Annotated in this window: 25 protein-coding genes; 14 read left to right on the forward strand and 11 right to left on the reverse strand. The window is 72.3% G+C overall.

Going from position 1 to position 24,421, the window contains the following annotated elements; translation table 11 throughout:
* Positions 1-4 precede the first annotated feature (4 nt).
* The 3 genes from otsB to ACFYPR_RS07025 form a co-directional block, all read right to left on the reverse strand.
* Complete coding sequence (gene otsB, locus ACFYPR_RS07015; RefSeq protein WP_354854088.1) at positions 5-829, reverse strand: trehalose-phosphatase; 825 nt, start codon at positions 827-829, stop codon at positions 5-7.
* A 67-nt stretch (positions 830-896) separates the two neighbouring features.
* Positions 897-1,250 (reverse strand): hypothetical protein, encoded by a 354-nt coding sequence (locus tag ACFYPR_RS07020; protein ID WP_354854091.1) that lies wholly within the window; start codon positions 1,248-1,250, stop codon positions 897-899.
* Between the two features lie 162 nt (positions 1,251-1,412).
* The gene (locus tag ACFYPR_RS07025) at positions 1,413-1,856 is read right to left on the reverse strand and encodes an XRE family transcriptional regulator (RefSeq protein ID WP_204943358.1); all 444 of its coding nucleotides are present in this window, start codon (positions 1,854-1,856) and stop codon (positions 1,413-1,415) included.
* A 264-nt stretch (positions 1,857-2,120) separates the two neighbouring features.
* Here ACFYPR_RS07025 and ACFYPR_RS07030 point away from each other — a divergent pair, with 264 nt between their 5' ends.
* The 7 genes from ACFYPR_RS07030 to ACFYPR_RS07060 all read left to right on the forward strand — a co-directional run bounded on the left by ACFYPR_RS07030 (position 2,121) and on the right by ACFYPR_RS07060 (position 9,127).
* On the forward strand, positions 2,121-2,477 hold the full coding sequence (locus ACFYPR_RS07030; RefSeq protein WP_354854093.1) for a hypothetical protein: 357 nt from the start codon (positions 2,121-2,123) through the stop codon (positions 2,475-2,477).
* Between the two features lie 31 nt (positions 2,478-2,508).
* Complete coding sequence (locus tag ACFYPR_RS07035; RefSeq protein WP_007455629.1) at positions 2,509-2,844, forward strand: hypothetical protein; 336 nt, start codon at positions 2,509-2,511, stop codon at positions 2,842-2,844.
* Positions 2,845-3,234: 390 nt separating this feature from the next.
* Complete coding sequence (locus tag ACFYPR_RS07040) at positions 3,235-4,650, forward strand: PhoH family protein (protein WP_355062929.1); 1,416 nt, start codon at positions 3,235-3,237, stop codon at positions 4,648-4,650.
* Positions 4,651-4,927: 277 nt separating this feature from the next.
* Positions 4,928-5,608, forward strand: coding sequence for a lytic transglycosylase domain-containing protein (locus ACFYPR_RS07045; protein WP_354854098.1), 681 nt, complete (start codon positions 4,928-4,930; stop codon positions 5,606-5,608).
* A 115-nt stretch (positions 5,609-5,723) separates the two neighbouring features.
* On the forward strand, positions 5,724-6,377 hold the full coding sequence (locus ACFYPR_RS07050; protein WP_355132813.1) for a rhomboid family intramembrane serine protease: 654 nt from the start codon (positions 5,724-5,726) through the stop codon (positions 6,375-6,377).
* A 105-nt stretch (positions 6,378-6,482) separates the two neighbouring features.
* Positions 6,483-7,451, forward strand: coding sequence for an NAD(P)/FAD-dependent oxidoreductase (locus ACFYPR_RS07055; protein WP_387179341.1), 969 nt, complete (start codon positions 6,483-6,485; stop codon positions 7,449-7,451).
* A gap of 65 nt (positions 7,452-7,516) precedes the next feature.
* Positions 7,517-9,127, forward strand: a complete 1,611-nt coding sequence (locus ACFYPR_RS07060) for a hypothetical protein (protein ID WP_387258922.1) — start codon at positions 7,517-7,519, stop codon at positions 9,125-9,127.
* A 253-nt stretch (positions 9,128-9,380) separates the two neighbouring features.
* Here the strand turns inward: ACFYPR_RS07060 and ACFYPR_RS07065 are convergent, their stop codons facing one another.
* On the reverse strand, positions 9,381-9,539 hold the full coding sequence (locus tag ACFYPR_RS07065) for a hypothetical protein (protein WP_355062933.1): 159 nt from the start codon (positions 9,537-9,539) through the stop codon (positions 9,381-9,383).
* Positions 9,540-9,776: 237 nt separating this feature from the next.
* On the opposite strand from ACFYPR_RS07065, the gene ACFYPR_RS07070 reads away from it, so the two are divergent.
* On the forward strand, positions 9,777-9,962 hold the full coding sequence (locus ACFYPR_RS07070) for a hypothetical protein (protein WP_355062935.1): 186 nt from the start codon (positions 9,777-9,779) through the stop codon (positions 9,960-9,962).
* Positions 9,963-9,969: 7 nt separating this feature from the next.
* On the opposite strand, the gene ACFYPR_RS07075 is transcribed toward ACFYPR_RS07070, so the two are convergent.
* Positions 9,970-10,941, reverse strand: a complete 972-nt coding sequence (locus tag ACFYPR_RS07075; protein ID WP_387258923.1) for a DMT family transporter — start codon at positions 10,939-10,941, stop codon at positions 9,970-9,972.
* Entirely contained in the window at positions 10,938-11,969 is a 1,032-nt protein-coding gene (gene glpX / locus ACFYPR_RS07080) for a class II fructose-bisphosphatase (RefSeq protein ID WP_354854110.1), read from the reverse strand. The genes ACFYPR_RS07075 and glpX overlap by 4 nt, the downstream gene beginning before the upstream one ends.
* Before the next feature lie 158 nt (positions 11,970-12,127).
* Here glpX and ACFYPR_RS07085 point away from each other — a divergent pair, with 158 nt between their 5' ends.
* The 3 genes from ACFYPR_RS07085 to ACFYPR_RS07095 all read left to right on the forward strand — a co-directional run bounded on the left by ACFYPR_RS07085 (position 12,128) and on the right by ACFYPR_RS07095 (position 14,997).
* Positions 12,128-12,979, forward strand: coding sequence for a DUF4245 family protein (locus ACFYPR_RS07085; protein ID WP_363938963.1), 852 nt, complete (start codon positions 12,128-12,130; stop codon positions 12,977-12,979).
* Positions 12,980-13,098: 119 nt separating this feature from the next.
* Positions 13,099-13,911: a hypothetical protein gene (locus ACFYPR_RS07090; protein WP_354854116.1), complete on the forward strand. Its 813-nt coding sequence runs from the start codon at positions 13,099-13,101 to the stop codon at positions 13,909-13,911.
* A gap of 234 nt (positions 13,912-14,145) precedes the next feature.
* Complete coding sequence (locus ACFYPR_RS07095) at positions 14,146-14,997, forward strand: hypothetical protein (protein ID WP_354854118.1); 852 nt, start codon at positions 14,146-14,148, stop codon at positions 14,995-14,997.
* Between the two features lie 64 nt (positions 14,998-15,061).
* On the opposite strand, the gene ACFYPR_RS07100 is transcribed toward ACFYPR_RS07095, so the two are convergent.
* A complete protein-coding gene (locus tag ACFYPR_RS07100) occupies positions 15,062-15,283 on the reverse strand; it encodes an exodeoxyribonuclease VII small subunit (RefSeq protein ID WP_354854120.1) in 222 nt (73 codons plus the stop codon).
* A 30-nt stretch (positions 15,284-15,313) separates the two neighbouring features.
* On the reverse strand, positions 15,314-16,555 hold the full coding sequence (gene xseA, locus ACFYPR_RS07105; protein WP_354854122.1) for an exodeoxyribonuclease VII large subunit: 1,242 nt from the start codon (positions 16,553-16,555) through the stop codon (positions 15,314-15,316).
* A gap of 97 nt (positions 16,556-16,652) precedes the next feature.
* Here xseA and ACFYPR_RS07110 point away from each other — a divergent pair, with 97 nt between their 5' ends.
* A complete protein-coding gene (locus ACFYPR_RS07110) occupies positions 16,653-17,684 on the forward strand; it encodes a 4-hydroxy-3-methylbut-2-enyl diphosphate reductase (RefSeq protein WP_387258924.1) in 1,032 nt (343 codons plus the stop codon).
* A gap of 103 nt (positions 17,685-17,787) precedes the next feature.
* Complete coding sequence (locus tag ACFYPR_RS07115; protein ID WP_354854125.1) at positions 17,788-18,198, forward strand: hypothetical protein; 411 nt, start codon at positions 17,788-17,790, stop codon at positions 18,196-18,198.
* Between the two features lie 23 nt (positions 18,199-18,221).
* On the opposite strand, the gene ACFYPR_RS07120 is transcribed toward ACFYPR_RS07115, so the two are convergent.
* Positions 18,222-19,370 carry a DNA recombination protein RmuC gene (locus tag ACFYPR_RS07120; protein WP_355062944.1) on the reverse strand — a complete coding sequence of 383 codons (1,149 nt, stop codon included), beginning with the start codon at positions 19,368-19,370 and terminating at the stop codon, positions 18,222-18,224.
* A gap of 54 nt (positions 19,371-19,424) precedes the next feature.
* On the opposite strand from ACFYPR_RS07120, the gene ACFYPR_RS07125 reads away from it, so the two are divergent.
* The gene (locus tag ACFYPR_RS07125; protein ID WP_387258926.1) at positions 19,425-20,348 is read left to right on the forward strand and encodes a hypothetical protein; all 924 of its coding nucleotides are present in this window, start codon (positions 19,425-19,427) and stop codon (positions 20,346-20,348) included.
* Positions 20,349-20,473: 125 nt separating this feature from the next.
* Here the strand turns inward: ACFYPR_RS07125 and ppc are convergent, their stop codons facing one another.
* Entirely contained in the window at positions 20,474-23,260 is a 2,787-nt protein-coding gene (gene ppc / locus ACFYPR_RS07130; protein WP_354854130.1) for a phosphoenolpyruvate carboxylase, read from the reverse strand.
* Between the two features lie 128 nt (positions 23,261-23,388).
* On the reverse strand, positions 23,389-24,402 hold the full coding sequence (locus tag ACFYPR_RS07135; RefSeq protein WP_355132827.1) for a hypothetical protein: 1,014 nt from the start codon (positions 24,400-24,402) through the stop codon (positions 23,389-23,391).
* Positions 24,403-24,421: the final 19 nt, after the last annotated feature.

Consider the following 24,421-nt stretch of genomic DNA (forward strand, 5'->3'; position numbering starts at 1 on the left):
CCGGTCAGGGCAGCCGGGTCAGGGCCCGGGTGAGGAAGTCGCCCAGTGCGGCCGGGGACTCGATGGTCAGGTCGGCGGCGTTGGCCACCTCCTGACCCGTCTCCGGGTTGGCGACGGCCACGCAGACGCCGAAGAAGTCCGGGTCCGCCTCGGCGCGGGCGCGTAGCGCCGCGAACGCCTTGATGTCCGAGACGTCGTCGCCGAAGTACCAGGCGCCGGTGGCACCCTGGACCACCTCGCCGATCACCATGCCCTTGTCCCGGTCGACGGGTGGCTTGAGCTCCAGCACCATCCGCCCGGCCTGCACCCGCAGCCCCAGCCGGTCGGCCTGCGCCTGCCCCCACTGCTGCACGGTCGGGCCGAGCTGCGGCGCGGTACGCCAGTGCAGCGCGACCGAGAGCCGCTTGAACTCGACGAGCGTGCCGGGTGGCAGCTCCGCCCGGGCGAGGTCGGCCAGCTCGGCCATGGTCGGCACCCACGGCAGGGCGGTGGGCTCGGTGACGGTCTCGCCACCGGAGTGGCTGTGCTCCAGCCCGTAGAGACCGTAGAGGTCGACGCCGCTCAGCTCGCCGAGGCGGTCCCGAAGGAACTCCACGGGCCGCGCGGAGACGATCGCGATCCGCTGCACCACCGGGGCCAGCGCCTCGATCGCGGCGAGGGCGTTGGGCGCGGGGCGGACCGCCGTCGGGTCGTCGTCGACGGGCGCGAGTGTGCCGTCGAAGTCGAAGAAGAGCACGGTCCCCGCCGCCCGGCCGGCAGTGACCTGCCATGCCTGATCGGCGTTCAACGGGGTCCTCGGCTGGTGGTTGCCCAGATTCAACGGCGGCACGCGCGTCAGCGTACCCCGGCGTTGAGGGCTCATTCCTGGCCGAGCACCACCGCTCGGCGGCGCGCGATCAGCGTTCGGCGGCTCCTCGTCCGCGGCGTCCGAACGGCACCACCGCCGCATCCTGCCCGTGGCTGAGCAGGTAGCCCTCCACGAAGCCGGTGTTGCGGTCCCCGGTGCGGGTCTCGATCTCGGTGAGCCGTGCCACCAGGAACTCGGTGAGTGCGCTGATCCGGTCGTTGAGCCGTTCGTGCAGCTCCGCGACGACGGCCAGGATGACCGCCGTGCCGGCGCTGATGAGCGCGAGAAGGTTGACGAGCAGCGGCAGCTGCCCACCGTTGACCGCGAGGGTCACCACGTTGCCGGTCGCCCACAGTGTCATCGACACCGTGGCGACCACGACTGCCCACCACTTCAGGGTCATGGACAGACCCCTCCTTATGTCCCGCAGGGCTGGGTTCGGCCTTGTCCCGTCCCCCCGCCGATGACGAGCCCAAGCAGTACGAGTACGGACGCTAGCGTGCCCGTTCCGACCCCGGAGCGAAACGAATGAACCTGACCAGGCGTTCTTTCGCCATCTGAGGAACTAGCCTGCCTGATTGCCCCTATTTCGGACATCGACCGGCAACGTTGGGCGGTATGCGAGGTATCTAATGGTTTCGCGGATGTGGAACTTCTCCGCGTCCGACACGTTCGGGTCGACGAGGCGGCGCAGCAGGGCCTCCACGTCCGGGTCCATCGGTGGGGCCGGCTGACCGGCGCGGGGGCCGGTCGCGGTGCGGTCCCAGCCGAGCGCGGCGAAGGCGGCGGCCGGGTTCAGGCCCAGGCCCTCGCAGAAGGCGACGACGCGTTCGGCCTCGGGGTCGCTGGCCCAGTCCCCACGGACCCACCGGTTGATGGTCTGCCGGGAGACGCCGGTACGTCGGGACACCTCGGTGCCGCTCCAGGCCCGCGTCGCCCGCGCCTCGTCGAGGGCGCGCCGGACGAAGGTGGCGAAGGCGATCTTTCGCGCATTGGCCGTCTCGGTCACCCCGTGACGGTACGGCCAGCCTGGCTCGGGCGTACGCCCAGGCACGCTGCTGTCACGCAGACGTGACGGTTCTCTCGGATTCGCGGTAAACGATCCAGCGTCGCTCTGGAGGGGTGTCACCCGGGCAGAATAGATGCCCGTAGTGGCGAATGTAAGCGGACGAAAAGCTGATACTGTCACGCTCATGGGACAATCTACGGTGTGTCACGTGCATGAGACGACTGGTGCTCGCATGCGTCACGCCCCCAGCGCCAAGGGGGTGTGGTGACCGAGCTCGCCACCCGAGCCCAGGCCTTCGGGCTGATCGCCGAGGGAGTGGCCGCGGGGCTGAGTGCCCCGTGGCGCCTCTATCTCGCCCGAGGCTGCCGATACCTGTCGCTGAGCGTGGGCGACCGCACCGAGTGGAACGCCTGGCGTACCCACCTCGGCTGCCCCGAGTTGAGCGTCCGGGTCTACGACGCCGGCGGGGAGATTCGCCGCTCCTCCGTCGCGGAGGTCGTGGTGGACGGCTGCCGGATCAGCGTCGAACTGGTCGAGGAGGTCAGTACGGACGACCTGGACCGGCTGCTGGTCGCGGATCCCACCATCGACCCCACCGCGGTCGAGCCGGAGGAACGATGATGCGGCGTCCGGGCCGGGTCGGGGCCGCCCGATGAGCCCGTTCCTCGTGGTCTTCCTCGTCCTGGTGCTCGGTGCCACCAGCTACGCGGCCGGCCGGCTGCACGGGCAGCTCAGCTACCGCATCGGCTACCGCTTCGGCTACCGGCAGGGCTACTTCGACGGTGACCGGGGCGCCTGGAACCGGCGTCGACGCGACGCCCAGGCGGCGATCGCCTCGGCCCTGTCGGTCTCCTCGGCGGGGGCCGTCCGCTCCGCCGGCACGGTGGCCCGCCCCGGCACCACGTACACCGGCTCGTCGTTCACCGCGCCGGCCGCCCCCATCACCGGGCGGCACCCGACCGGCACGCTCGTCCGACGGACCGGCTGAGCCGGCCGGCGGGCCGCCGCGAGCGGTCCCGCCGACCGGCGCCGAGGAACGCGGTGCGTCGTCCGCGGCGGACACGCACCGTCGGGGCCACGTCAGACCGGTGACGGTGGCCCCGCCGGCCGGGATGCGCGCAGGGGGCATGCATCCCGGCCGGCTCGCCGCGCCGCGCCGCCGGCTCCGCGGGTCGCCGTTGCCGGAGATCCACGATCGCCCCTAGCCGGGACGGTCCGCCGCCGCTAGCGTCTAGGCATGGCACGGGGTTCTCCCGAGCCAGCCGGTCCGCCCGGATCTGCGACCTCGCGCACGGGGTTCCGCATCCGACCCCGTGTCCCCGGGCACCGGACGAGGCGGAACACGGGTGGCCGGGTGCCCATCCGTCGGAGCAGGCCTGTGACGACTCGCCGTACCACCGCCGGTGCCGACCAGACCCCGGCCGCGACTGCCACGACCCGCCGTGCCCCCCGGAGCCGCCGCAGCGCGGCAACCGCGCCGGCCGACCCCAAGGAGCCGCGACCAGCGGGCCAGGCGTTCGTTCTGGACACGTCCGTGCTGTTGTCCGATCCGGCGGCGTTCCACCGCTTCGCCGAGCACGAGGTGGTGCTGCCGCTGGTGGTCATCACCGAGCTGGAGGGCAAGCGGCACCACCCGGAGCTGGGCTGGTTCGCCCGGCAGTCGCTGCGCATGCTGGACGAGCTGCGGATCCGGCACGGCCGGCTGGACACGCCGGTACCCGCCAACGACGCCGGCGGCACGCTGCGGGTGGAGCTGAACCACACCGACGACGGCGTGCTGCCTCCCGGGTTCCGCACCGAGAGCAACGACGCCCGGATCCTCTCCGTGGCGCTCAACCTCGCCGCCGAGGGCCGGCACGTCACGCTGGTCAGCAAGGACATGCCGCTGCGGGTCAAGGCCGCCTCGGTGGGTCTGCGCGCCGACGAGTACCGCCACGGCCAGGCCAGCGACCCGACCTGGACCGGCATGTCCGAGCTGGAGTTGGGCGAGGAGCAGATCTCCGCGCTGTACGCCGGCGACACGCTCGACGTCGACGAGGCGGCGGGTCTGCCCTGCCACACCGGTCTGGTGCTGCACTCGTCGCGCGGCTCCGCGCTGGGCCGGGTCCTGCCGGACAAGTCCGTCCGGTTGGTTCGGGGCGACCGGGAGGCGTTCGGCCTGCACGGCCGCTCGGCCGAGCAGCGCGTCGCCCTCGACCTGCTGCTCGACGAGACGATCGGGATCGTCTCGCTGGGTGGGCGGGCCGGCACCGGCAAGTCGGCGTTGGCGCTCTGCGCCGGGCTGGAGGCGGTGATGGAGCGTCGCCGGCACAAGAAGGTGATCGTCTTCCGCCCGCTGTACGCCGTCGGCGGCCAGGAGCTGGGCTATCTGCCCGGGTCGGAGTCGGAGAAGATGTCGCCGTGGGCGCAGGCGGTCTTCGACACGCTCGGCGCGGTGGTGCACGAGAACGTGCTGGAGGAGGTCACTTCGCGGGGCATCCTCGAGGTGCTGCCGCTTACCCACATCCGGGGGCGCAGCCTGCACGACGCCTTCGTGATCGTGGACGAGGCCCAGTCGTTGGAGCGCGGCGTGCTGCTGACCGTGCTGTCCCGGATCGGGCAGGGCTCCCGGGTGGTGCTCACCCACGACGTCGCCCAGCGGGACAATCTGCGGGTCGGCCGACATGACGGCGTGACGGCGGTGATCGAGGCGTTGAAGGGGCATCCCCTCTTCGCCCACGTCACGCTCAGCCGGTCGGAGCGCTCGCCGATCGCCGCGATGGTGACTGACCTTCTGGAGGACATCCCGTTGTGATGAGAGCTTTGTAGGCTTTCGTCCAGATTCTGAGTGTGGCGCAGATCACAAACGTGCCGGTTGGTTTCCCATCAGTCTCACTGTGCGCGATGGTGTCCCACGAGCGCCCACGCACCACAGGCATCGTTGGTGATCGTTCGTCCAGGCTCTGGGCGGCATCGGTGACGGTCGGTGCGTCGGCGCGACCGGCTCACCGGTCGGGGCGCTCACGGCACGGCTGAGGGCCACCTGGCCTGGCGCCGCGTCGTGTCCTTGCCCCCAACGAAGGGACCACTTCGTGAGTCGGCTGTGGAGCCGGTTGGGCGCCCGTACGGCCGCTGTCGCGCTGCTCTCCGTGGGCGTAGCCGGTGGCTTCTATCTGGGCCAAGACCGGGAAACCCAGCAACAGGGACTGGCCGCGCAGGAGAGCGTCGAGGTCGACCGGATCGACTTCGCCTACCAGCGCGAGCGCCAGGCCAGCCACCAGATCGCGTTCGCCCGGCAGCGGGCCGCCGAGTACCAGGCCAAGCTGCGGGCGGCTCAGGCCGCCAAGGAGGCCGCCGAGCGGGCCCGCCGCGCCGAGGCCGCCGCGGCGTCGCGCAAGCGCGAGCGCGAGGCCGCCGCCAACGAGGTCGCCAAGCCGTACGAGGGGCGGATCCCGGCGTCCTGCGAGGAGTACAGCGGCAACCGCAAGATCGGCTGTGCGCTGATGATCGAGGCGGGCTTCGGCATCGCCGAGTTCCCCTGCCTGGAGAAGCTCTGGACCAAGGAGAGCGGCTGGAACCACAAGGCCAGCAACTCCTCCTCCGGCGCGTACGGCATCCCGCAGTCGTTGCCGGGCAGCAAGATGGGCGCGATCGCGGACGACTGGCGGACGAACCCGGCGACCCAGATCAAGTGGGGGCTGGGCTACATCAAGGGCAAGTACAAGACGCCCTGTGGCGCCTGGAGCAACTTCCAGAACAACGGCAACTACTGACGTCGCCGAACGGCGGGGCGGGTGGGCGACCACCCGCCCCGCCGTCGTGCGTACGCCCGGTGCGTGGGCGGGACGCGAGTGGCGGTCGGCCCCTTTTGCTGATAGCAGTTGGGGGGTGACCCTGCACCCGCCCAACGGCGACCCCTACCGGTTCGGCACCGAGGCGTTCTACGCCGCGCTCGGCCGGGCCTTCGTCGCCATGTGCGCGGTGGTCCCGTTCCTCTTCCTCATCGAAGCCGTCGACCAGGGGCTCGCGTTCGGCCTGGACGCGACCGCCGGCATCATCCCGCACCGTATCGACGGCCTGGACGGGGTCTTCTTCTCCCCGTTCCTGCACCACGGCTTCGACCACCTCTACAGCAACAGCATCCCGCTGATCCTGCTGGGCACCTTCGTGCTGGCCGCCGGTGCCCGCCGGTTCCTCTGGTCGACCCTGATCATCATCCTGGTCAGCGGGCTCGGGGTCTGGTTCACCGGCTCGCCCAACTCGGTGGTGGTCGGCGCCAGCGGGGTGATCTTCGGTTACCTGGGCATCCTGCTCACCCGCGGCATCGTCGAGCGCAGTTGGTGGAATTTCGCCGTCTTCCTGCTCGTCGGTCTGCTCTACGGCTGGCAACTGGTCGGCATCCTCCCCACCGACGAGCGGATCTCCTGGCAGGGCCACCTGTTCGGGCTGCTCGGTGGCGTGGTGGCGGCGATCCTGTTCCGCCGTCGTCGGCCGGCCGTGGACGGCCCGGACTACTCGGGGTCCACCCTCAGCCTGCCCTGACCTGCTCCTCGGCGCGCCCCTGGGACATGCTTGCCGGACCGCTGCGCCCCGCCTACCGTCGAGATCAGCAAGCGTTGATCCGTGAGCGGAAAGCGACGGTACGCCATGCGCGAGGTCGATGTCGCCGTGATCGGGGCCGGTCCAGCCGGCCTCTTCGCCGCGTACTACGCCGGGTTCCGAGGGTTGTCCGTGGCGGTGATCGACGCGCTTCCGGAGCCGGGCGGCCAGGTCACCGCCATGTACCCGGAGAAGCTGATCCTCGACGTGGCCGGCTTCCCCGCCGTGAAGGGCCGCGACCTGGTCGCCAACCTGGTCGCCCAGGCGGCGCCCTTCGGCCCGCAGTACCTGCTCGGCACGAGGGCCGAGAAGCTGTCGTACGCCGATGACCGGCCGGTGCTCGGCCTGGCCGGCGGCGAGCAGCTCGGCTGCGGCGCGGTCGTGGTCACCGGCGGGCTCGGCAGCTTCAGCCCACGGCCACTGCCCTGCGCCGACGGCGCTCCCGGCGCCGGCATCGTCTACTTCGTCACCGACCCGGCCGAGCTGACCGACCGGGACGTGCTCATCGTCGGCGGCGGCGACTCCGCCTTCGACTGGGCGCTGGCCCTGCAACCGCTGGCCCGCTCGGTGACCCTGGTGCACCGGCGGGAGAAGTTCCGGGCACACGCCTCGACTGTCGCCCGGGTGCTGTCGCTGCCGGTGCGGGTGGTGGTCAACGCCGAGGTCACCCGCCTGATCGGGGACGCCACGGTGACCGGAGCCGAGGTGACCGTACGCGGTGGCGCGACCGAGACCCTTCCGGTGGACACGGTGGTCGCCGCCCTCGGCTTCACCGCCGACCTGGGCCCGCTCGCCGAGTGGGGCCTTCAGCTGGACCGCCGGCACATCCTGGTGGACAGCGCCATGGCGACGAACCTGCCGAGGGTCTTCGCGGCCGGCGACATCACCGAGTACCCGGGCAAGGTGCGCCTGATCGCCACCGGCTTCGGGGAGGCCGCGACGGCGGTCAACAACGCGGCGGTGGCCATCGACCCGGACGCGCACCTGTTCCCCGGGCACTCCTCCGACGCGGGCTGACCGTCGGTATCGGACACACACCGGCGCGTGTCCGGACCGAGACGCGCCGGGTCGATCCTGAGGTTATGACGGGGCCCGAGACATCGCGTGACGGCGCACCCACGACGCTGGCGTGGCTCTGCCACCCGGCCACTCTCCTGGCCCTGGTCGTGCTGCTGGTCAACGACCACGTGTTGAAGGCGGCGTTTCCCGGCCTGCTCACCGGCAAGCTGAGCGACGTCGCGGGCCTGGTGCTCGCCCCGCCGCTGGTGGCGGTGCTGTTGACGCTGCTGATGCCGCGGCTGCCGGCCCGGGCGGCCGCGTGGGTCGGCCTGGTCGCGGTGGGTGCCGGGTTCGCGATGGTGAAATCCAGTGGGTACGCCGCTGAGCTGGCCTCCTCGGCGTGGACCGCGCTGGCGGGGCCGTCCCTGGTCCGGGCCGATGGGACCGATCTGCTCACCCTACCGGCGCTCGGCGTGTCGTGGTGGGCGTGGACGCGGGCCCGGCGGCGACCGGTGCGGCGCCGGACGGCTCGGCTGGTCCGGCTGCTGGTGGTCCTGCCACCGGCGGTGCTGGCGGTGGCCGCCACCAGCGCGGTCCGCTACCCCTACGCGCTCGGTACGACGACGCTCGACGGCCACCCGGCGATCTCGGTCGGCGACGGCTCCGGCACGAGCTGGCCGGACGAACCGGCCGACGGCCAGTGGTCGGTCAGCGACGATGGGGCGACCACCTGGCGGCTCGCCACCGACGGCGAGACGGAACGACTGGACGCCCAGGACCCATCGCGCCGGCAGGCGTGCGCACCGGACGAGCCCCGGCGCTGCTACCGGGTGGCCAGCGGGCATCTACGGGTGGAGCAGAGCGACGACGCCGGCGTGACCTGGCAGGTGGCCTGGGAGGTGTCGGACGGGCAGCGCGAGGAGCTGGCCCGCCGGTACCCGAGCCCCGGCGACGTCCGCCAGCACTTCTCCTCACGGGAGTTGACCGTCTATCCGCATGCCGGCGGCGGCCACGAGGTGCTGGTCGCCAACGGTCGGGACGGATTCCTGCGCCGTCTGGCGGACGGCGGGTGGCGGCGGGACGGCTTCCTCGGCGAGCACAGCGGACTGATCGGCGCGGACGAACTGCCTCCGCTGGACGACGGCGGACCGGTGCAACGCGAGACGGATCTGCTGCTCGCCATCGTGCTCGCGCTGCTGCTCGGCTGCGTGGTCGCCGTGGTCGCCGGTCACCTGGCGATCCGCCGTGGCGGCGGTCGTCGCTGGTGGGGGATCGCCGGTGCGCTGACGATACTGCTGGCGGGGATGGTGCTGGAGGCCACCTGGTCCCGCCACGACGACATGAGCACCGTGTTGGCGGTGCTGGTCGGCGTCGTGCCGTTGGCCGCGCTGGCGGTGGCGGTGCTGCTCCTCGTCCCGTGGCTCGGCAGCGCGCCGGGCCGTTGGGTCGGGTGGACCGCGGGCGACCTCCTGCTCACCGCGATCCTGGCCGGACTGCCGTTGGCCGGCTGGCTGAACGGCAACCCGGCACAGATCCGGGTGGCGGTCGCGCTGGCCCTGCTGGCCACCGTGCCGGGACTCGTGCTGGCCGTCCGGCTCGCCAAGCTGGCCGACCCGGCTCGTGAAAAGAACCGGCGTGGCACGCCGGCCTATCCGCCCCATCAACCCCTGCCGCCGCGGGTTCCGCTCCGCTGACGCCTGATGCGGCCCTGGACGTATCGGCGGGCGGGTTGTGTCAGGGCGGGAGGCAGTTGACCGGGTAGATCTTGGACACTTTCCGTTAGCAGCTAACGGAAAGTGTCCAAGATCGCCAGCGATGGCGGGTGAAGCGGCCCGAGGTCGGTGCCGCCCGGGAGCATCCGGTCCCTGTGGTCAGCGGAGGTCAACTCGCCGCGAACAGGTCCCCGATCAACGGGCGTTCGACGGTCAGGCCCTTGGAATCGATCACTTATGTGAACGGTGTGCGCCTGGTCCACCCGACGAACCGAGTGAACAACGCCTCTGGTCCGGGCATCTCGTCGGGGTTGAGCCGCACCAGGTCCCCGGTCGCGTCGAACAGGTAACCCGCCATCTCGACGGCCAGCCCGACCGGGTCGTCGTCGTACACCGCTCGCAGGGTCAGCCGGGCGGCCGGGCACGGCCAGGTTCCGCAGCCGCGCCGACAGACCCAGATCGGGCGGACGGGCGCGTGCCCAGCGGCGATCGGAAGGCGATGAGCAGGCGTTGCGGTGCGCGACGACATGCTCACCATAGTCTCGCGGCAGTTGTCGCGAGTCAACGACCCGAGCCGACTACTCGAAACGTTGGTCGAGCGATAACACAGGCAGTTGCCTACCGTCAAGGTATGGACCTCGTTGGGCTTGCGGAGATACGGGCGATGCTCGGTGGTATCTCCCGTCAGCGAGCGAACATCATCGCTAACAAGAAGGGCTTCCCTGATCCCGTTGCGCAGTTGGTCATGGGGAAGGTGTGGCGTCGGCGTGACGTAGAGAAGTGGATCGCCGCCAACCGGCCAGACCTCGTGGAGTGACAACCGGTCAGCGGCGGGCGGGTGGTGCCAGCGCGGCGATCAGCACGGCCACCATGGTCAGCGCGGCCCCGAGCAGGGTGTTCACGCCGGGGTGCGAGGCCGCGGTGGGCAGCACCAGGTCCAGCAGGACCGCCCCCACGATCTGACCGGCGATGGTGGCCAGGCCGAGCAGCAGCACACCCGTGAACCGCACGATCGCCGCGGCGATCGCGATGAACACGATGCCGATCGGGCCGCCCAGATAGAGCCACGGCTCGCTCGGCAGGTGTCCGGTCGGCCAGCCTCGTACGGCGAGGTCGATGGCGAACGCGACGAGCAGGGTGGCCGCACCCACGGCGAAGTTGACGAGCGTGGCGGTCAGCGTGTGGTCGGCCGCCGCCCGGACCCGGCCGTTGACGGCCTGCTGCCAGGCGGTGCCCACCCCCGCCAGCAGCGGCAGCAGGGCCAGCGCCAGCGCGCCCGGCGCGCTCAGCCGGTCACCGACCGCCAGGCCGACCGCCAGGACGGTGAGGACCGCGCCGGCCAGCCGTTGCCGGGTGATCGGCTGCCGGCCGGTCGGGCCGATGCCGGCCCGGTCCACGGCGAGGCTGCTGCCGGACTGGCCGGCGACCACGGCCACGGTGAAGACCGCCACGCCCAACGTGCCGATGGTGAGCCCCTGCGAGGCCACCAGGAAAGCGCCGCACATGCCGCCCAGGCACTGCCACGGCCGCAGCGCGCCGGCCGCGAGGGCACGCCGCAGCGTGACCAGCCCCCGTCGCCCGCCGGGGGTGGCGGGCACCAGCACGAGCAGCACCAGCAGGCCCAACCCGAACGAGACCACCGCGGCGGCGAAGCCGTCGGCCAGGCGTACGCCCAACTCGCCGTTGATGCGGGACTGCACCGCCACCGCGACCCCGGAGACCGACGCCAGCGCGACACCGGCGGTCCGACGGGTCGCGGAGAGGGTCTGCGGTGTCGCGGTGCCGGTGGTGGTCACTCCTGCTCGGCCAGCGGTCGACCGTCGAAGTCGATGGCGGAGTAGAGCGCCAGCTTCTCCAGCCGGTGGTACGAGTCGATCACCCGGATGGTGCCGCTCTTCGAGCGCATCACGATCGACTGGGTGTACGCGCCGCCGGCCCGGTACCGCACCCCGCGCAGCAGGTCCCCGGACGTGACCCCGGTCGCCACGAAGAAGCAGTTGTCCCCGGTGACCAGATCGTCGGTGCTGAGCACCCGGTCCAGGTCGTGCCCGGCGGCGAGCGCCTTCTCCCGCTCCTCGTCGTCGCGCGGCCAGAGCTTGGCCTGCATCGCCCCGCCCATGCACTTCAACGCGCAGGCCGAGATGATGCCCTCCGGCGTGCCGCCGATGCCCATCAGCACGTCGACGTCCGACTCGCCCCGGGCCGCCGCGATGGAGCCGGCGATGTCGCCGTCGGAGATGAACCGGATGCCCGCCCCGGTCCGGCGGATCTGGGTGACCAGGTCGTCGTGGCGGCTGCGGTCCAGCACGCAGACCGTCACCTCGGACACGTCGGTGCCCTTGACCTTGGCGATCCGGCGCACGTTCTCGGCCACCCCGGCGTTGATGTCGATCACGTCGGCGTACGCGGGACCGACGGCGAGCTTCTCCATGTAGAAGACCGCGCTCGGGTCGAACATGGCACCCCGCTCGGAGACGGCGAGCACCGCGAGGGCGTTCGGCATGCCCTTGCTCATCAGGGTGGTGCCGTCGACCGGGTCGACCGCGACGTCCACCTCGGGGCCGGTGCCGTCGCCGACGTGTTCGCCGTTGAAGAGCATCGGGGCGTTGTCCTTCTCGCCCTCGCCGATCACCACGACGCCACGCATCTGAATGGAGTTGATCAGCTTGCGCATGGCGTCGACGGCGGCTCCGTCGCCGCCCTCCTTGTCGCCCCGGCCGACCCAGCGGCCGGCTGCCATCGCCGCGGCCTCGGTGACCCGGACCAGGTCGAGGGCCAGGTTACGGTCGAGATCCTGTGGGATCCGCGTCCTGGTGTTCGTCATGACGGCTGCTCCTCCTCGCGACGGTGCGGGGACGGCCGGCGGCGGAGCGGTCCCGCTGCCGGCTTTGTCGCTGATCCTCACACGATGGCCGACCGGGCGTCGGCGCGGGGCGGTGATGGGCCGGATACCGCCGGTCGGGCGGCTGCGAAGATGGCAGGGTGGAACCCGCACAGCCTGCCGACCGCGTACCCGCCGACCGCACGCCGCCCGGTGGCCAGCCGCCGGTCGACCAACCCGCCGGCGCCGAGCCCGCCGCGACCGGCCCGACGGCGCTGGCCACCGGCGAGCCGGCCCTTGTCGCCGGTGAGCCTGCCCCGGCTGCCGATGAGCCGGCCCTCGTCGCCGGTGAGCCGGCCCAGGCTGGCGGTGAGCCGGCGCCGGACCCGTCCGTGCAGCCTTCGGTGGCCCGGCCGGTGCCGGGTGACGCCGCCGGTGGGCCCGACGACGCCACCGGGACCGGTGAGCGGTCCGCGCCGCCGCCACGGGTGGCAGCGGCGGCGACCAAGGCCGAGCGGTCGCCCAAGGACATGGCGATCTCGCTGTTGGTGCTGCTGATCCCGATCGCGCTGCTGCTGGCGTTCTACCGGGGTTTCCTCGGCGGCGATCAGGCCACCACTGTCGATCCGGCCCCGGCGATCGAGCAGGCACGGTCGGCGAACATTTTCCCGGTGAGCGAGCCGCAGGGGCTCGGCTCCGGCTGGCGTACGGTCAGCGCCCGCTACCAGACCGTCGAGGGCGGCGCGAACCTGCGGATCGGCTACCTCACGCCGGAGGGGCGGGGTGTCCAGCTGCTACAGAGCAACGTGCCCGCGGAGCAGCTGCTCCCCGCCGAGCTGACCGACCAGAGCCAGCCACAGGGCCCGACGGAGCTGGCCGGGCGCACCTGGCAGCGCTACACGGCCCGGGGGAACCAGCAGGCGCTGGTGCTGCTGGAACCGACCCGCACGGTGCTCGTCGTCGGTGACGCCCGGGACAACGAGCTGCGCGACCTCGCCGGCGCGTTGCGCTGACAGTCCGACATCGATACGCCCCCCGCATCGCTGGTGGGCGTATCCGTTAGGCTCCCTCGGCTCGGTCCGGTCCGCACGCTGCGGCCGGGCCATGTCCATCTCTGTGAAGTGAGACCTCAGTGAACATTCGACGGTGGAGCTTCGGCTTCCTCGCCGCAACCCTGCTCGTCCCCGGCCTGGCCGCGTGCAAGTCCGACGCTGCCGAGCCGGCAGCTGCGCCCAGCCCGTCCGCCCCGGCCGTACCGGCCGACCCGAAGGAGGCGCTGCTCGCCTCCACGAAGGAGGCGGCCAAGGGCGACTTCACCTTCACCCTGACCGGCGCCGACCTGACCGGCGGCGGCCTGGTGCACAAGCCCAGCAACAGCGCGCAGCTGACCATGAAGCTGGGTGACGCCTCCCAGGACGTGTCGATGGAGATGGACCTCATCTACATCGACTCGGAGAGCTGGGTGAAGATGGACATCGGCGGTGCCATGGCCGCCATGGTGCCCGAGATGGCGAAGAACAAGGGCAAGTACCAGCACCTCGACAAGACCAAGGTCAAGGGCATCAAGGACCTCCAGCTCGACCCGGAGACGCTCGACCCGGTCGACAGCGAGACGCTGGTCAAGGGCGTGACTGACGTGCAGAAGACCGGCGAGGGCACCTACGCCGGCAAGATCGACATCAGCGCCTCCACCGAGTCGGTCGCCCTCGACGAGGACGTGGTCAAGGCGCTGGGCGCGCAGGCCAAGGCGCTGCCCTTCACGGCCAAGCTGGACCCGCAGGGCCGCCTCACCGAGCTGGTCATCTCGGTGCCGGCCGCTGGCGAGACCGCCGCGCACGACATCAAGATCGGGTACGCGGGCTACGGCACCGGCACCGGCGCGAAGAAGCCGCCGGCGGACCAGGTCATCGAGGCCTCGGCCGAGACGTACGAGCTGTTCAAGTAGGTCGGCACGACGGATCGGGGCGGCCCAGGGGCCGCCCCGATCCGGCTTTTCCGCACCGGTCACCGCGAACAACCGGACGTCAAGGGCGATTGTCGGACGCGTCGACAGGGAACAAAGAGGGAGTGATCCGGGCGAGCTGCTCGGCCCGGATCGCGCGGCGTGGCCGAAGGGCTGCCGCGTCGCCCGGTTTCCGGCGCCGACCAGGCCGTCGGGTGACCCCCTTGGGAGACACGTATGACTGTTCGACGACTCGGTGCCGGCCTGGTAGCCGCCGCCCTGTTCACGCCCGCCCTGGCCGCCTGCGCCGGCGGTACGACCGGCACCGCTGGATCGACCGCGTCCCCCACGGTGAGCGCGTCCGGCGTACCCAGCGCGTCCGCCGGTACGCCCGTGCCGGGCGACGCCAAGCAGGCGCTGCTGGACTCCACCAAGGAGATCAGCAACGGCAACTTCCGGTTCACCCTCTCCGGCGCCGGCTCGACCGCCGAGGGGCAGGTGCACCAGCCGAGTCAGAGTGCCGCGATGAAGTTCTCCATCGGCGGCCCCTCCTCCGACCTGGCGATGAAGCTCGACGTGATCCACGCCAAGCCGGACAGCTGGGTGAAGCTGGAGCTGACCGGCCCCACCGCCGACAGCCTGCCCGCCATCAAGCAGCTCAACCTCGGTAAGTACCAGCACCTCGACCAGGCCCGCATCAAGGGCAACAAGAACCTCGGCTTCGACTTCGAGAAGGTCGACCCGGCCGGCAGCGCGGTGCTGACCCAGGGCATCACCGAGGTCCGCAGCACCGGCACCGGCACGTACGCCGGCACCATCGACGTCACCAAGGCCGCCGAGGCGGGCTCGCTGAACGCCGCCACGATCGCCGCGCTGGGCACCCAGGCGAAGACGGTCCCGTTCACCGCGAAGGTCGACCCGCAGGGCCGGCTCAGCGAGCTGGTGCTGCAGCTCCCGGCCGCTGGGCAGACCGCCGCCCAGGAGATCAAGATGACGTACTCCGACTACGGTTCCGCCACCGCCGCGCAGAAGCCGCCGGCGGACCAGGTCGTCGAGGCGCCGGCCGAGCTCTACAGCCTGTTCAACTGACCGTCGTACGCCGGTGGGGTGGCTCCGGCCGCCCCACCGGCGGTTCCGGCCACCCCGTCCGCGGTCAGGACGCGGGGTCCTGCCGGGCAGCGTCGATCCGCGCCCGAGCGCCGTCCAACCAGCGCTGGCAGATCACCGCCAGTGCCTCGCCGCGCTCCCAGAGCGCCAGCGACTCCTCCAGGGATGTGCCGCCGGCCTCCAGCCGCTCCACCACCGAGGCGAGTTCGCCGCGGGCCTGCTCGTAGCTGAGCCGCTCATCCGGCCCGGCCTTCGTGTCGTCAGTCATCGCGTCCATCTCAGCACACCCCCGACCGGGTCACCGCGTCGCCACGTCGCCGTCGACCGTCGCGGCCAGCTCACCGTCGGCGAGGCGGACCCGCAGCGGGTCGCCCTTGCCGACCTCGGCCGCCGCCCGTACGACGTGCCCGTCGGCGCGTTGCACGATCGCGTACCCCCGGTCCAGGGTGGCGGCGGGGGAGAGGGCGCGCAGCCGGGCCAGGGTGTGCCGCAGATCGTCGTCGGCGCCGGCGAGCCGGTGGTCCAGGCAACGGCCGGCGCGCTGACGCAGCCCGGCCAGCTCCGTCGCGCGGTGCTCCACCATCACCTGGGGCCGGGCCAGCACCGGCCGGGACCGCAGGCCGTCGAGGCGGTGGGACTCCCGGTCGACCAGGTTGCGGACCGCCCGCTCGAGTCGGTGCCGGGCCTGACCGATGAGGCGTACCTCCTCGGTGAGGTCGGGGACCACCCGCTTGGCCGCGTCGGTCGGGGTGGAGGCCCGCAGGTCGGCGACGTAGTCGACGAGCGGCGCGTCCGTCTCGTGGCCGATCGCGCTGACCACCGGCGTACGGCAGCCGAACACGGCCCGGCAGAGCGCCTCGTCGGAGAAGGGGAGCAGGTCCTCGATGCCGCCACCGCCCCGGGCGATGATGATCACGTCGATGCTCGGGTCGGCGTCCAGCACCTTGAGCGCGTCGACGATCTGCGGCACGGCGGACGGGCCCTGCACGGCCACGTTGACCGTCCGGAACTCCACGGCCGGCCAGCGCCGCCGGGCATTGGTCAGCACGTCCCGCTCGGCGGCCGACGCGCGGCCGGTGATCAGTCCGATCCGGCCGGGCAGGAACGGCAGCCGGCGCTTGCGCGCCCGGTCGAACAGCCCCTCGGCGGCGAGCAGCTTCTTGAGCTTCTCCAGCCGGGCCAGCAGCTCACCGAGCCCCACCTGCCGGATCTCGTCGGCCCGCAGGCTCAGCGTGCCCCGGGCGGCGTAGAACTCCGGCTTGGCGTGCAGCACCACGCGGGCACCCTCGCGCAGCTCCGGAGCGCCGGCGTCCAGCACGTCGCGGTTGGTGGTGACGGTCAGGCTCAGGTCGGCCGACGGGTCACGCAGGGTGAGGAAGACAGTCGTGGCCCCGGGACGGCGGCTGATCTGCGCCACCTGCCCGTCCACCCACACCCAGCCGAGCTTGGCGATCCACGCCCCGACCTTCTGCGAGACGACCCGAACCGGCCAAGGCTCCTCCGCGCTGCTCCGCGCAGCGTCCCCACCAACCCCACTCACCCGCCCACCCTACGACCACCCCCGCTGCATCCCGTTGATCATGAAGTTATTGCGCTGGGTGGCGGCGTGTCGTGGCAATAACTTCATGATCAACGGGATGCAGCGGGGGGTTGTGGGCCGTGGTGGGTTGTCGGCGGGCACGTACGATGGGGGGGTGACTGATCTCCGGACCGGCAAGCGCGTGCTCCTGGCCAAGCCCCGCGGCTACTGCGCGGGTGTTGATCGCGCCGTGCAGACCGTCGAGGAGGCGCTGAAGCTCTACGGCGCCCCGATCTACGTGCGCAAGCAGATCGTCCACAACAAGCACGTCGTGCAGACGCTGGAGGCCCAGGGCGCGATCTTCGTGGAGGAGAACGAGGAGGTGCCCGAGGGCGCCACAGTCATCTTCTCGGCGCACGGAGTGGCGCCCGAGGTCTACGAGCAGGCCCGGGAGCGCTCGCTGAAGGCCATCGACGCGACCTGCCCGCTGGTCACCAAGGTGCACCAGGAGGCGAAGCGCTTCGCCGCCGAGGACTACGACATTCTGCTGATCGGCCACGAGGGGCACGAGGAGGTCATCGGCACCGCCGGTGAGGCTCCCGCGCACATCCAGCTCGTGGACGGCCCGGACGGCGTCGACAAGGTCACCGTTCGCGACCCGGAGAAGGTCGTCTGGCTCTCCCAGACCACGCTCTCGGTGGACGAGACGCTGGAGACGGTCGCCCGGCTCAAGTCCCGGCTGCCGCTGCTCCAGTCCCCGCCCAGCGACGACATCTGCTACGCCACGTCCAACCGGCAGCACGTCGTCAAGGAGATCGCCCCCGAGTGCGACGTGGTGATCGTCGTCGGCTCGACGAACTCCTCCAACTCGGTCCGGCTGGTCGAGGTCGCCCTGGACGCTGGCGCCCGCGCCGGTCACCTGGTCGACTTCGCCCACGAGATCGACGACGCCTGGCTGACCGACGCCCGCACGGTCGGGGTGTCCTCCGGCGCGAGCGTCCCGGAGGACCTGGTCAACGACGTGCTGGCGCATCTGGCCGCACGCGGGTTCGCCGACGTCGAGGAGATCACCACCGCCAACGAGCGGCTGACCTTCTCGCTTCCGCAGGAGCTGAAGCGGGACATGAAGGCCGCCGCGACCCGCGGCTGAGCACGTTCGGGTGCCGGATCACGGCGGGCAGGCCGTGCCGCCGGTGGTCCAGCGCGCGGATCACTGTGGGAACGCCGCGTCGTCCCGGTGCGTCGAAGGCGGCATGAGGACCTTTCGGCTCGTCGTCCCCGCCCTGGTCGTCTGCGCGGCGCTGAGCGCCTGCGGGGGGACGGACGGCTCCACCACCCCCGGAGCGCCGTCGGCAACGGTTGGGCAACCCACCCCCGCGTCACCCAGCAGCCCCGCCCCGGCGATCACGCCCTCCCCGCCGCTCAAGTCGCCGGGCGGGCCCAGCGTCCCGCCACCGGTCGGCGCCACCGAACTCACCGGCACGATCACCGCCGGGGTCGAGCCGAACTGCCTGCTGCTCGACGGCTACCTGCTGGTGGGCGGCCCGCGGGACGTGCTGGCTGCCGGCACCCGGGTCACCGTCACCGGCCGGGTGGAGAAGGGCACGATGACCACCTGCCAGCAGGGCACGCCCTTCGTCGTCGAGAGCGCCAACCGCCGCTAGCGACCTCGGCGCCCACTCAGCGGTCAGCGGTCGGCGTCGTCCAGCAGCTCCGGCGCCTGCGGCTGGCGGGGGGTCAGCTCGACCTGGGCGGGGGCCGCCAGCTCGTCGTCCGAGACGCCCAGCTCGGCGAGCTTGCGGGCGCTGACCAGCACCCGCGCCTCCAGCGAGCCGACCGCCCGGTTGTACGCGGTCACCGCGCCGGCCAGCGACGAGCCGAGCTTGCCCACGTGGTCACCGAGGGTGGAGAGCCGGCCGTACAGCTCCCGGGCGAGGGTGTGCACCGCCACCGCGTTGCGAGCCAGGGCCTCCTGCCGCCACGAGTAGGCCACCGTGCGGAGCAGGGCGACCAGGGTGGCCGGCGTGGCCAGCACCACGTTGCGGGCGAACGCGTGCTCCAACAGCGTCGGGTCGCGTTGGAGCGCGACGTCGAGGAACGGGTCGGCGGGCACGAACAGGACCACGAACTCGGGCGAGCTGTCGAACGCCGTCCAGTACGACTTGGCGGCTAGGGCGTCGACGTGCCCCCGCAGGTGTCGGGCGTGCGCGTCGAGGTGGGTGTCCCGGCCGCGCTCGTCGCGGGCCTCCATCGCGGTGAGGTACGCGTCGAACGGCGCCTTCGCGTCCACCACCACCGACCGGCCGCCGTGCAGGCGGACCACCAGATCCGGGCGGACGACCTGGTCGTCGGTGGCGGCGGTGACCTGCTCGGAGAAGTCGCAGTGCTCCAGCATGCCGGCCGCCTCGACGATCCGGCGCAGTTGGTGCTCGCCCCAGCGGCCCCGCACCTGCGGCGCGCGCAGCGCGGCGACCAGCTGCTTGGTCTCGGTGCGCAGCTCCCCGGAGACCGCGTTCATCGAGCGGACCTGCTCGCGCAGCTCGGCGTAGGCGTCGACCCGGTCGTGCTCCAGCTCGGCGACCCGCTGCTCGTAGCGGCGCAGGCTGTCGTGCAGCGGCGCCACGGCACGGGCCACCGCCTCCTGCGACTGCGCGGTGGCCTCGTAGCTCAACGCCCGCATGGACTGCTCCAGCCGCCCCTCGCCCTCGCGGGTCGCCGTCAGGGTGGCATCCAGCCTGGCGATGTCGGCCGCTGACCGGGACCGGGCCGCGAGCCAGCCCACCGCCCCGCCGGCACCGAGGCACACGATCACCACCAGCAGCGTCGAGACGTCCATCACCGGAGCTTGCCAGACGGGTACGACGTGACACCCGGGGGTACGTTCGATGACATGGAACTTGTGCTGTGCCTCGCGATCGTGCTGGTCGGCGCGCTCGGTGCCGCGGCGCTCATCCGCGCTCAGGGCACCGCCCGTCGGCGTACGGAGCTGGGCGACGCCCGCGCCGAGGCGCACCGCTGGTACGAGCGCCTCGGTGGTCAGCTGTTGACCCTCCAGGGCGACGAGCCGGCGGTCCGTCAGGCGTTGGCCGACGCCGGTGAGCGGTACAACGCGGCGGGTTCGCAGTTGGAGCAGGCGCGTACGCCGCACCAGTTCGCGCTCGCCCGGGAGACCGCGCTGGAGGGACTGGCGTACATCCGGGCGGCGCGGACCGCGCTGGGGATCGACCCCGGCCCCGAGGTGCCGGCGCTGGCCGCCGCGCGGGGCGTCGGGCAGCTCACCAAGGAGCGCGAGGTCGATGTGCAGGGGCAGACCTTCCGGGCCGGCCCGCAGCCCGGTCGGCAGACGCCCTACTACTACCCCGGTGGCCGCTACCAGGGTCGGCCGGTGCCGGCGGGCTGGTATTCGACGCCGTGGTGGAAGACCGCGTTGGGCGCGGGGGCCGGTGTGCTCGGCGGCATGTTGATCGCCGACGCGCTGTTCTCGCCGGCCTTCGCCGACCCGGGATACGGGTACGACGAGGGCTACCAGGAGGGCTTCGGCGACGGCGCCGACTACGCCGACGGCCAGGGCGGCGACGCCGGCGACCAGGGCGGCGACGCCGGCGACCAGGGCGGCGACTACGGCGACCAGGGCGGCGACTACGGCGACCAGGGCGGCGACTTCGGTGGCGCCGACCAGGCGGGCGACTTCGGCGGCGGTGACTATGCCGCCGGCGACCTCGGTGGCGGAGGTTTCGGCGGCGGTGACTTCGGCGGCGGTGACTTCGGTGGTGGCGACTTCGGCGGCGGCGACTTCGGCGGCGGCGACTGGTGAGCGCCGAGGGCGCTGACTGAGAGCGGTGACTGGTGAGCGGCGGGCCGCTGACCTCTGAACCCGCTGGCTGACATGCGCAACGGGCCCCGGTCGTGGCGACCGGGGCCCGTTGCCGTGCTGCCTGATCAGCCGGTGTTGCGCATGCCGGCGGCGATGCCGTTCACCGTGGTGAGCAGCGCCCGCTCCAGGGCCGTGCCGTCGCTCGGGGCGCGTCGGCCACCCGGGGCGGTGGCCACCGCACGGCCGGCCGCGCCGGATTCCCGGTACTGCCGCAGCAGCGCCACCTGAAGGTGGTGCAGCGGCTCCAGGTAGGTGTCCCGGACGGCCAGGGTGCGCTGGAGCACCGGCGAGTTCTCCAGCAGGGCGGGGGAGGCGGTCACCGCCAGCACCTCGCGCTTGGTCAGCTCGTACTCCCGCTCGATCTGCTCGAAGATCGGGTGCAGCTTCTTCGGCACGAGGGTCTCGACGTACCGGCGGGCGATGCTGAGGTCGGTCTTGGTCAGCATCATCTCGACGTTCGACAGGAACGTGCGGAAGAAGTGCCAGTTACGGTGCATCTCGGCGAGCACGTCCGCCAGACCGGCCTCCCGGGCGGCGGCCAGGCCGGAGCCGACGCCGAACCAGCCCGGCACGATCTGCCGGGTCTGCGTCCAGCCGAACACCCACGGGATGGCCCGCAGCCCGGACAGCCCGGCGCCGGTGTTGGGGCGCTTCGCCGGCCGGGAGCCGATGTTCAGCGCGCCGAGCAGCTCGGTGGGGGTGGACGCCCAGAAGTACGCCGGCAGGTCCGGGTCCTCGACGAGCGACCGGTACGACCGGAACGCCGACTCGGAGACCACGTCCATGGTCGCGTCCCAGCGTTCCAGCATCTCGGCCGGCTGCCGGGGCGCGGTGTGCAGGAGCGTCGCCTGGAGCACCGCGGCGAGGGTCAGCTCCAGGTTCTCCCGCGCCAGCGAGGGCAGGGTGTACTTGTCGGAGATCACCTCGCCCTGCTCGGTCACCTTGATCGCGCCGTCAAGCGTGCCGTACGGCTGCGCCAGGATCGCCTCGTGCGTCGGGCCGCCACCGCGTCCGACCGTGCCGCCGCGACCGTGGAACAGCCGCAGGCGTACGCCGTGCCGGGCGGCCACGTCGCGCAGCGCGCGCTGGGCCCGGTGGATCGACCACTGGCTGGTGGTGATCCCGGCCTCCTTGTTGGAGTCGGAGTAGCCGAGCATGACCTCCTGCACGTCGCCCCGGGCCGCGACGAGCGCCCGGTACGCGGGCAGCGACAGCAGCTCGTCGAGGATCTCGCCGCCGGCGTTCAGCTCGCCCGGGGTCTCCAGCAGCGGCACGAAACCGATCCGGGCCCGGCCGCTGTGCACGTCGACCAGCCCGGCCTCGCGGGCGAGCACCACGGCGGCGAGCACGTCGTCCACGCCGAGGGTCATCGAGATGATGTACGACTCGATCACCTCGGTGCCGAACCGGTCCTGCGCCTCGCGGATCGTGCTGAACACATCGAACGTCTTGCGGGCCGGCTCGGTCAGCGGGGTGTCCAGGGTGGACAGCGGCCGGCGGCCGGTCAGCTCGTCGGCGAGCAGCTTGGTGCGCTCCAACCGGCTCAACGCCGGGTAGTCGGACACCTCGCCGACGGCCTCGTACAGCTGGGCGAGCACCGCGTGGTGCGCCTCGGCGTGCTCCCGGACGTCCATGGTCGCGAGGTGCAGGCCGAACGCGGAGACCGTCCGGATGGTGGAGGCCAGCCGGCCGACGGCGGTGAGCTGCCCGGAGTTGCGGGCCAGCGAGGCGCGCAGCAGGTCCAGGTCGGCGATCAGCTCGGCGGAGCCGCGGTAGTCGCGGCCCGGGACGTGGGCGGTGCCCTGGCGGAGCCGCTGCCGGGTGTTGGCCAGCTTCGCCTTCACGCAGCGTGCCTTGAGCCGGTACGGCTCCTCGGCGTTGACCCGACGGAACCGGGGGGCCACCTCGGGCAGCGCGTCGAGGTCGGCGGCGAGGCTGGCGGAGAGGTCAAGCGACACCCCACGCAGTCGGCGGGACACCGACACCTCGTTGATCAGGTGGTCCATCGCCTTCTCGGTGGCCGCGATGCCGTGCTCGTGCTGAATGGTCAGCACCTCGCGGGTGACCGCCGGGGTGACGAACGGGTTGCCGTCCCGGTCGCCGCCGATCCAGGTGCCGAAGCTCAGCGGGCGGGCCGTCGGCGACGTCTCCACGCCGAGGGTGCGCAGCGTGTCAGCCAGGTCGTCGAGCACCTGCGGGGCGGCCTCGGCGTACAGGTCGCGCAGGTAGTAGATGGCGTTGCGGGCCTCGTCGGTCGGGTCGGGCCGGTCGAGCCGCAGCTCGTCGGTCTGCCACATCAGGTCCAGCAACTCGGCCAGCCGGCGGTTGGCCGGGCCCTCGTCGCTGGCGCCGTAGAGGATCGCGTTGGCGGTCTCGGTGTCCAGCTCGTCGGCGATGGCCCGCAGCTTGGACAGGATCGAGCGGCGGGCCGCCTCGGTCGGGTGGGCGGTGAAGACCGGCCGGACCGCCAGCCGGCGGGCCGCGGCGGCGATCTCCTCGGCCGGCACCCCCCGCTCGGCGATCATCTTCGCCGCCTGGTCCAGCCAACCGCCCTGCACGGCGCGGCGGCGACGCAGGTCCCGAGCGCGGTGCACCTGTTCGGTGATGTTGGCCAGGTGGAAGTAGGTGGAGAAGGCGCGGGCCAGCTTGGTGCCGGTGGTCACGTCGAGCCCGCCGAGCCGCTGGGCGGCGGCCGGGACGTCGGAGCGGACCTGGGCGCGGATCTCCTCGACGAGGTCGAGCAGCGGGCGGCCCTCCTGGCGGGCCAGGGTCTGGCCGAGGAGGGTGCCGAGTCGGCGGATGTCAGCGCGCAGCGCGGCGTCCGGGCCGTCGTGGTCGTGCTGGTCGGTCACGATGCGCTCCTTACGTGAGTACGAAGGACAGCGCTGTCCGACTCCCTGGATGGTATCCGCGTCGGGCCGGCTGGCAGGAGGGGCTCTCCGCATGCCGTGCCGTGACACGGAACACCTCGGAGATCACTTCAGGGCCTTGCGCGGTCGGTCGCCCGGCGGCCCCGCACCCGGGTTGCGCCGAGCAGGGCGGCCAGCCCGAGCACCGCCCAGAGCACCAGACCGGTCACCGGCCAGCCGATCGAGCGCCGGTCGAAGTACACGGCCGACTTGATCAGGTCGGTGGCCAGGCCGGGCACGTTCCACCGGTGCATCCCGCGCAGCCAGGTGGGCAGGAACTCGGGGGCGTAGATGCCACCGGAGCCCGGATTGCCGAGCACCACCAGCAACAGGATGACCAGCCCGGTGCCGAGCACGCCCAGCCAGCCCTGGACCGCGGCGGCGACCATCGCGGCGGCGAAGGCGGCCAGCATGCCGACACCGGCGACGGCCGGCAGGTCGTGGTGCCAGACGTCCAGCACCGGGCCGACGATCACCGCCCCGACGATGCCGAGCGCCACGCTGTAGACGGCGAGCGCCCCGATGCGCAGTCCGGCGCGGCGCAGGGTGCGCGGGGCGGTGCCGGCGGAGATGCCGAGCACGGTCGAGGCCAGGTATCCGCCGAGGACGTACCCGATGGCCAGGTAGAAGGGGACCAGGCCGCGGGGGTCGGTGCCGGCGACCGGCACCTCGTCGGTCACCCGCAACGGCAGTCCGGCCTGTTGGGCGGCGCTGGTGAGCACCTGGATGACCAGGTCGGTGGCGGACGGCGCGCTGGCGCTGGCGGTGGTCAGGACGAGCCCGCCGTCGGGGGCGGAGCTGAGCACTGCGTACACCTCGCGGCCGGTCAGGCCGTCGTCGGCGGCGCCCGGGTCGGCGTACTCGATGGCTTTGATCTTGTCGGTCCGGTCGCGGACGGCGGCCAGGACCGTGCGCGCGGGCTGGTCGCTCGTCGCCACCCCGACCGGCACGTCCCGGGGGTGCGGCTGGTGCAGGGCGCCGACGTACGCGGCGATGAAGGCGGCGGCCAGCGCGAGGGTGCCGAGCAGCAGGCCTGCGGTGCGGGGGAGCCAGTCGCGTACCCGGACCTCCGGCGCCTCGTCCACCACGTCAGCCTAGGGCGAC

This window comes from Micromonospora sp. NPDC005254, from assembly GCF_042872525.1.
In the GTDB taxonomy this organism is placed as follows: domain Bacteria; phylum Actinomycetota; class Actinomycetes; order Mycobacteriales; family Micromonosporaceae; genus Micromonospora.

Bases quoted from the DNA above. Each gene is read 5' to 3' on its own strand.
- ACFYPR_RS07115 (WP_354854125.1), top strand. From the start codon at position 17,788: ATGAGGACCTTTCGGCTCGTCGTCCCCGCCCTGGTCGTCTGCGCGGCG.
- ACFYPR_RS07095 (WP_354854118.1), top strand. From the start codon at position 14,146: ATGACTGTTCGACGACTCGGTGCCGGCCTGGTAGCCGCCGCCCTGTTC.
- glpX (WP_354854110.1), bottom strand. From the start codon at position 11,969: ATGACGAACACCAGGACGCGGATCCCACAGGATCTCGACCGTAACCTG.
- ACFYPR_RS07060 (WP_387258922.1), top strand. From the start codon at position 7,517: ATGACGGGGCCCGAGACATCGCGTGACGGCGCACCCACGACGCTGGCG.
- ACFYPR_RS07020 (WP_354854091.1), bottom strand. From the start codon at position 1,250: ATGACCCTGAAGTGGTGGGCAGTCGTGGTCGCCACGGTGTCGATGACA.
- ACFYPR_RS07100 (WP_354854120.1), bottom strand. From the start codon at position 15,283: ATGACTGACGACACGAAGGCCGGGCCGGATGAGCGGCTCAGCTACGAG.
- ACFYPR_RS07110 (WP_387258924.1), top strand. From the start codon at position 16,653: ATGCAGCGGGGGGTTGTGGGCCGTGGTGGGTTGTCGGCGGGCACGTAC.
- ACFYPR_RS07120 (WP_355062944.1), bottom strand. From the start codon at position 19,370: ATGGACGTCTCGACGCTGCTGGTGGTGATCGTGTGCCTCGGTGCCGGC.
- ACFYPR_RS07055 (WP_387179341.1), top strand. From the start codon at position 6,483: ATGCGCGAGGTCGATGTCGCCGTGATCGGGGCCGGTCCAGCCGGCCTC.
- ACFYPR_RS07035 (WP_007455629.1), top strand. From the start codon at position 2,509: ATGAGCCCGTTCCTCGTGGTCTTCCTCGTCCTGGTGCTCGGTGCCACC.
- ACFYPR_RS07125 (WP_387258926.1), top strand. From the start codon at position 19,425: ATGGAACTTGTGCTGTGCCTCGCGATCGTGCTGGTCGGCGCGCTCGGT.
- ACFYPR_RS07070 (WP_355062935.1), top strand. From the start codon at position 9,777: ATGGACCTCGTTGGGCTTGCGGAGATACGGGCGATGCTCGGTGGTATC.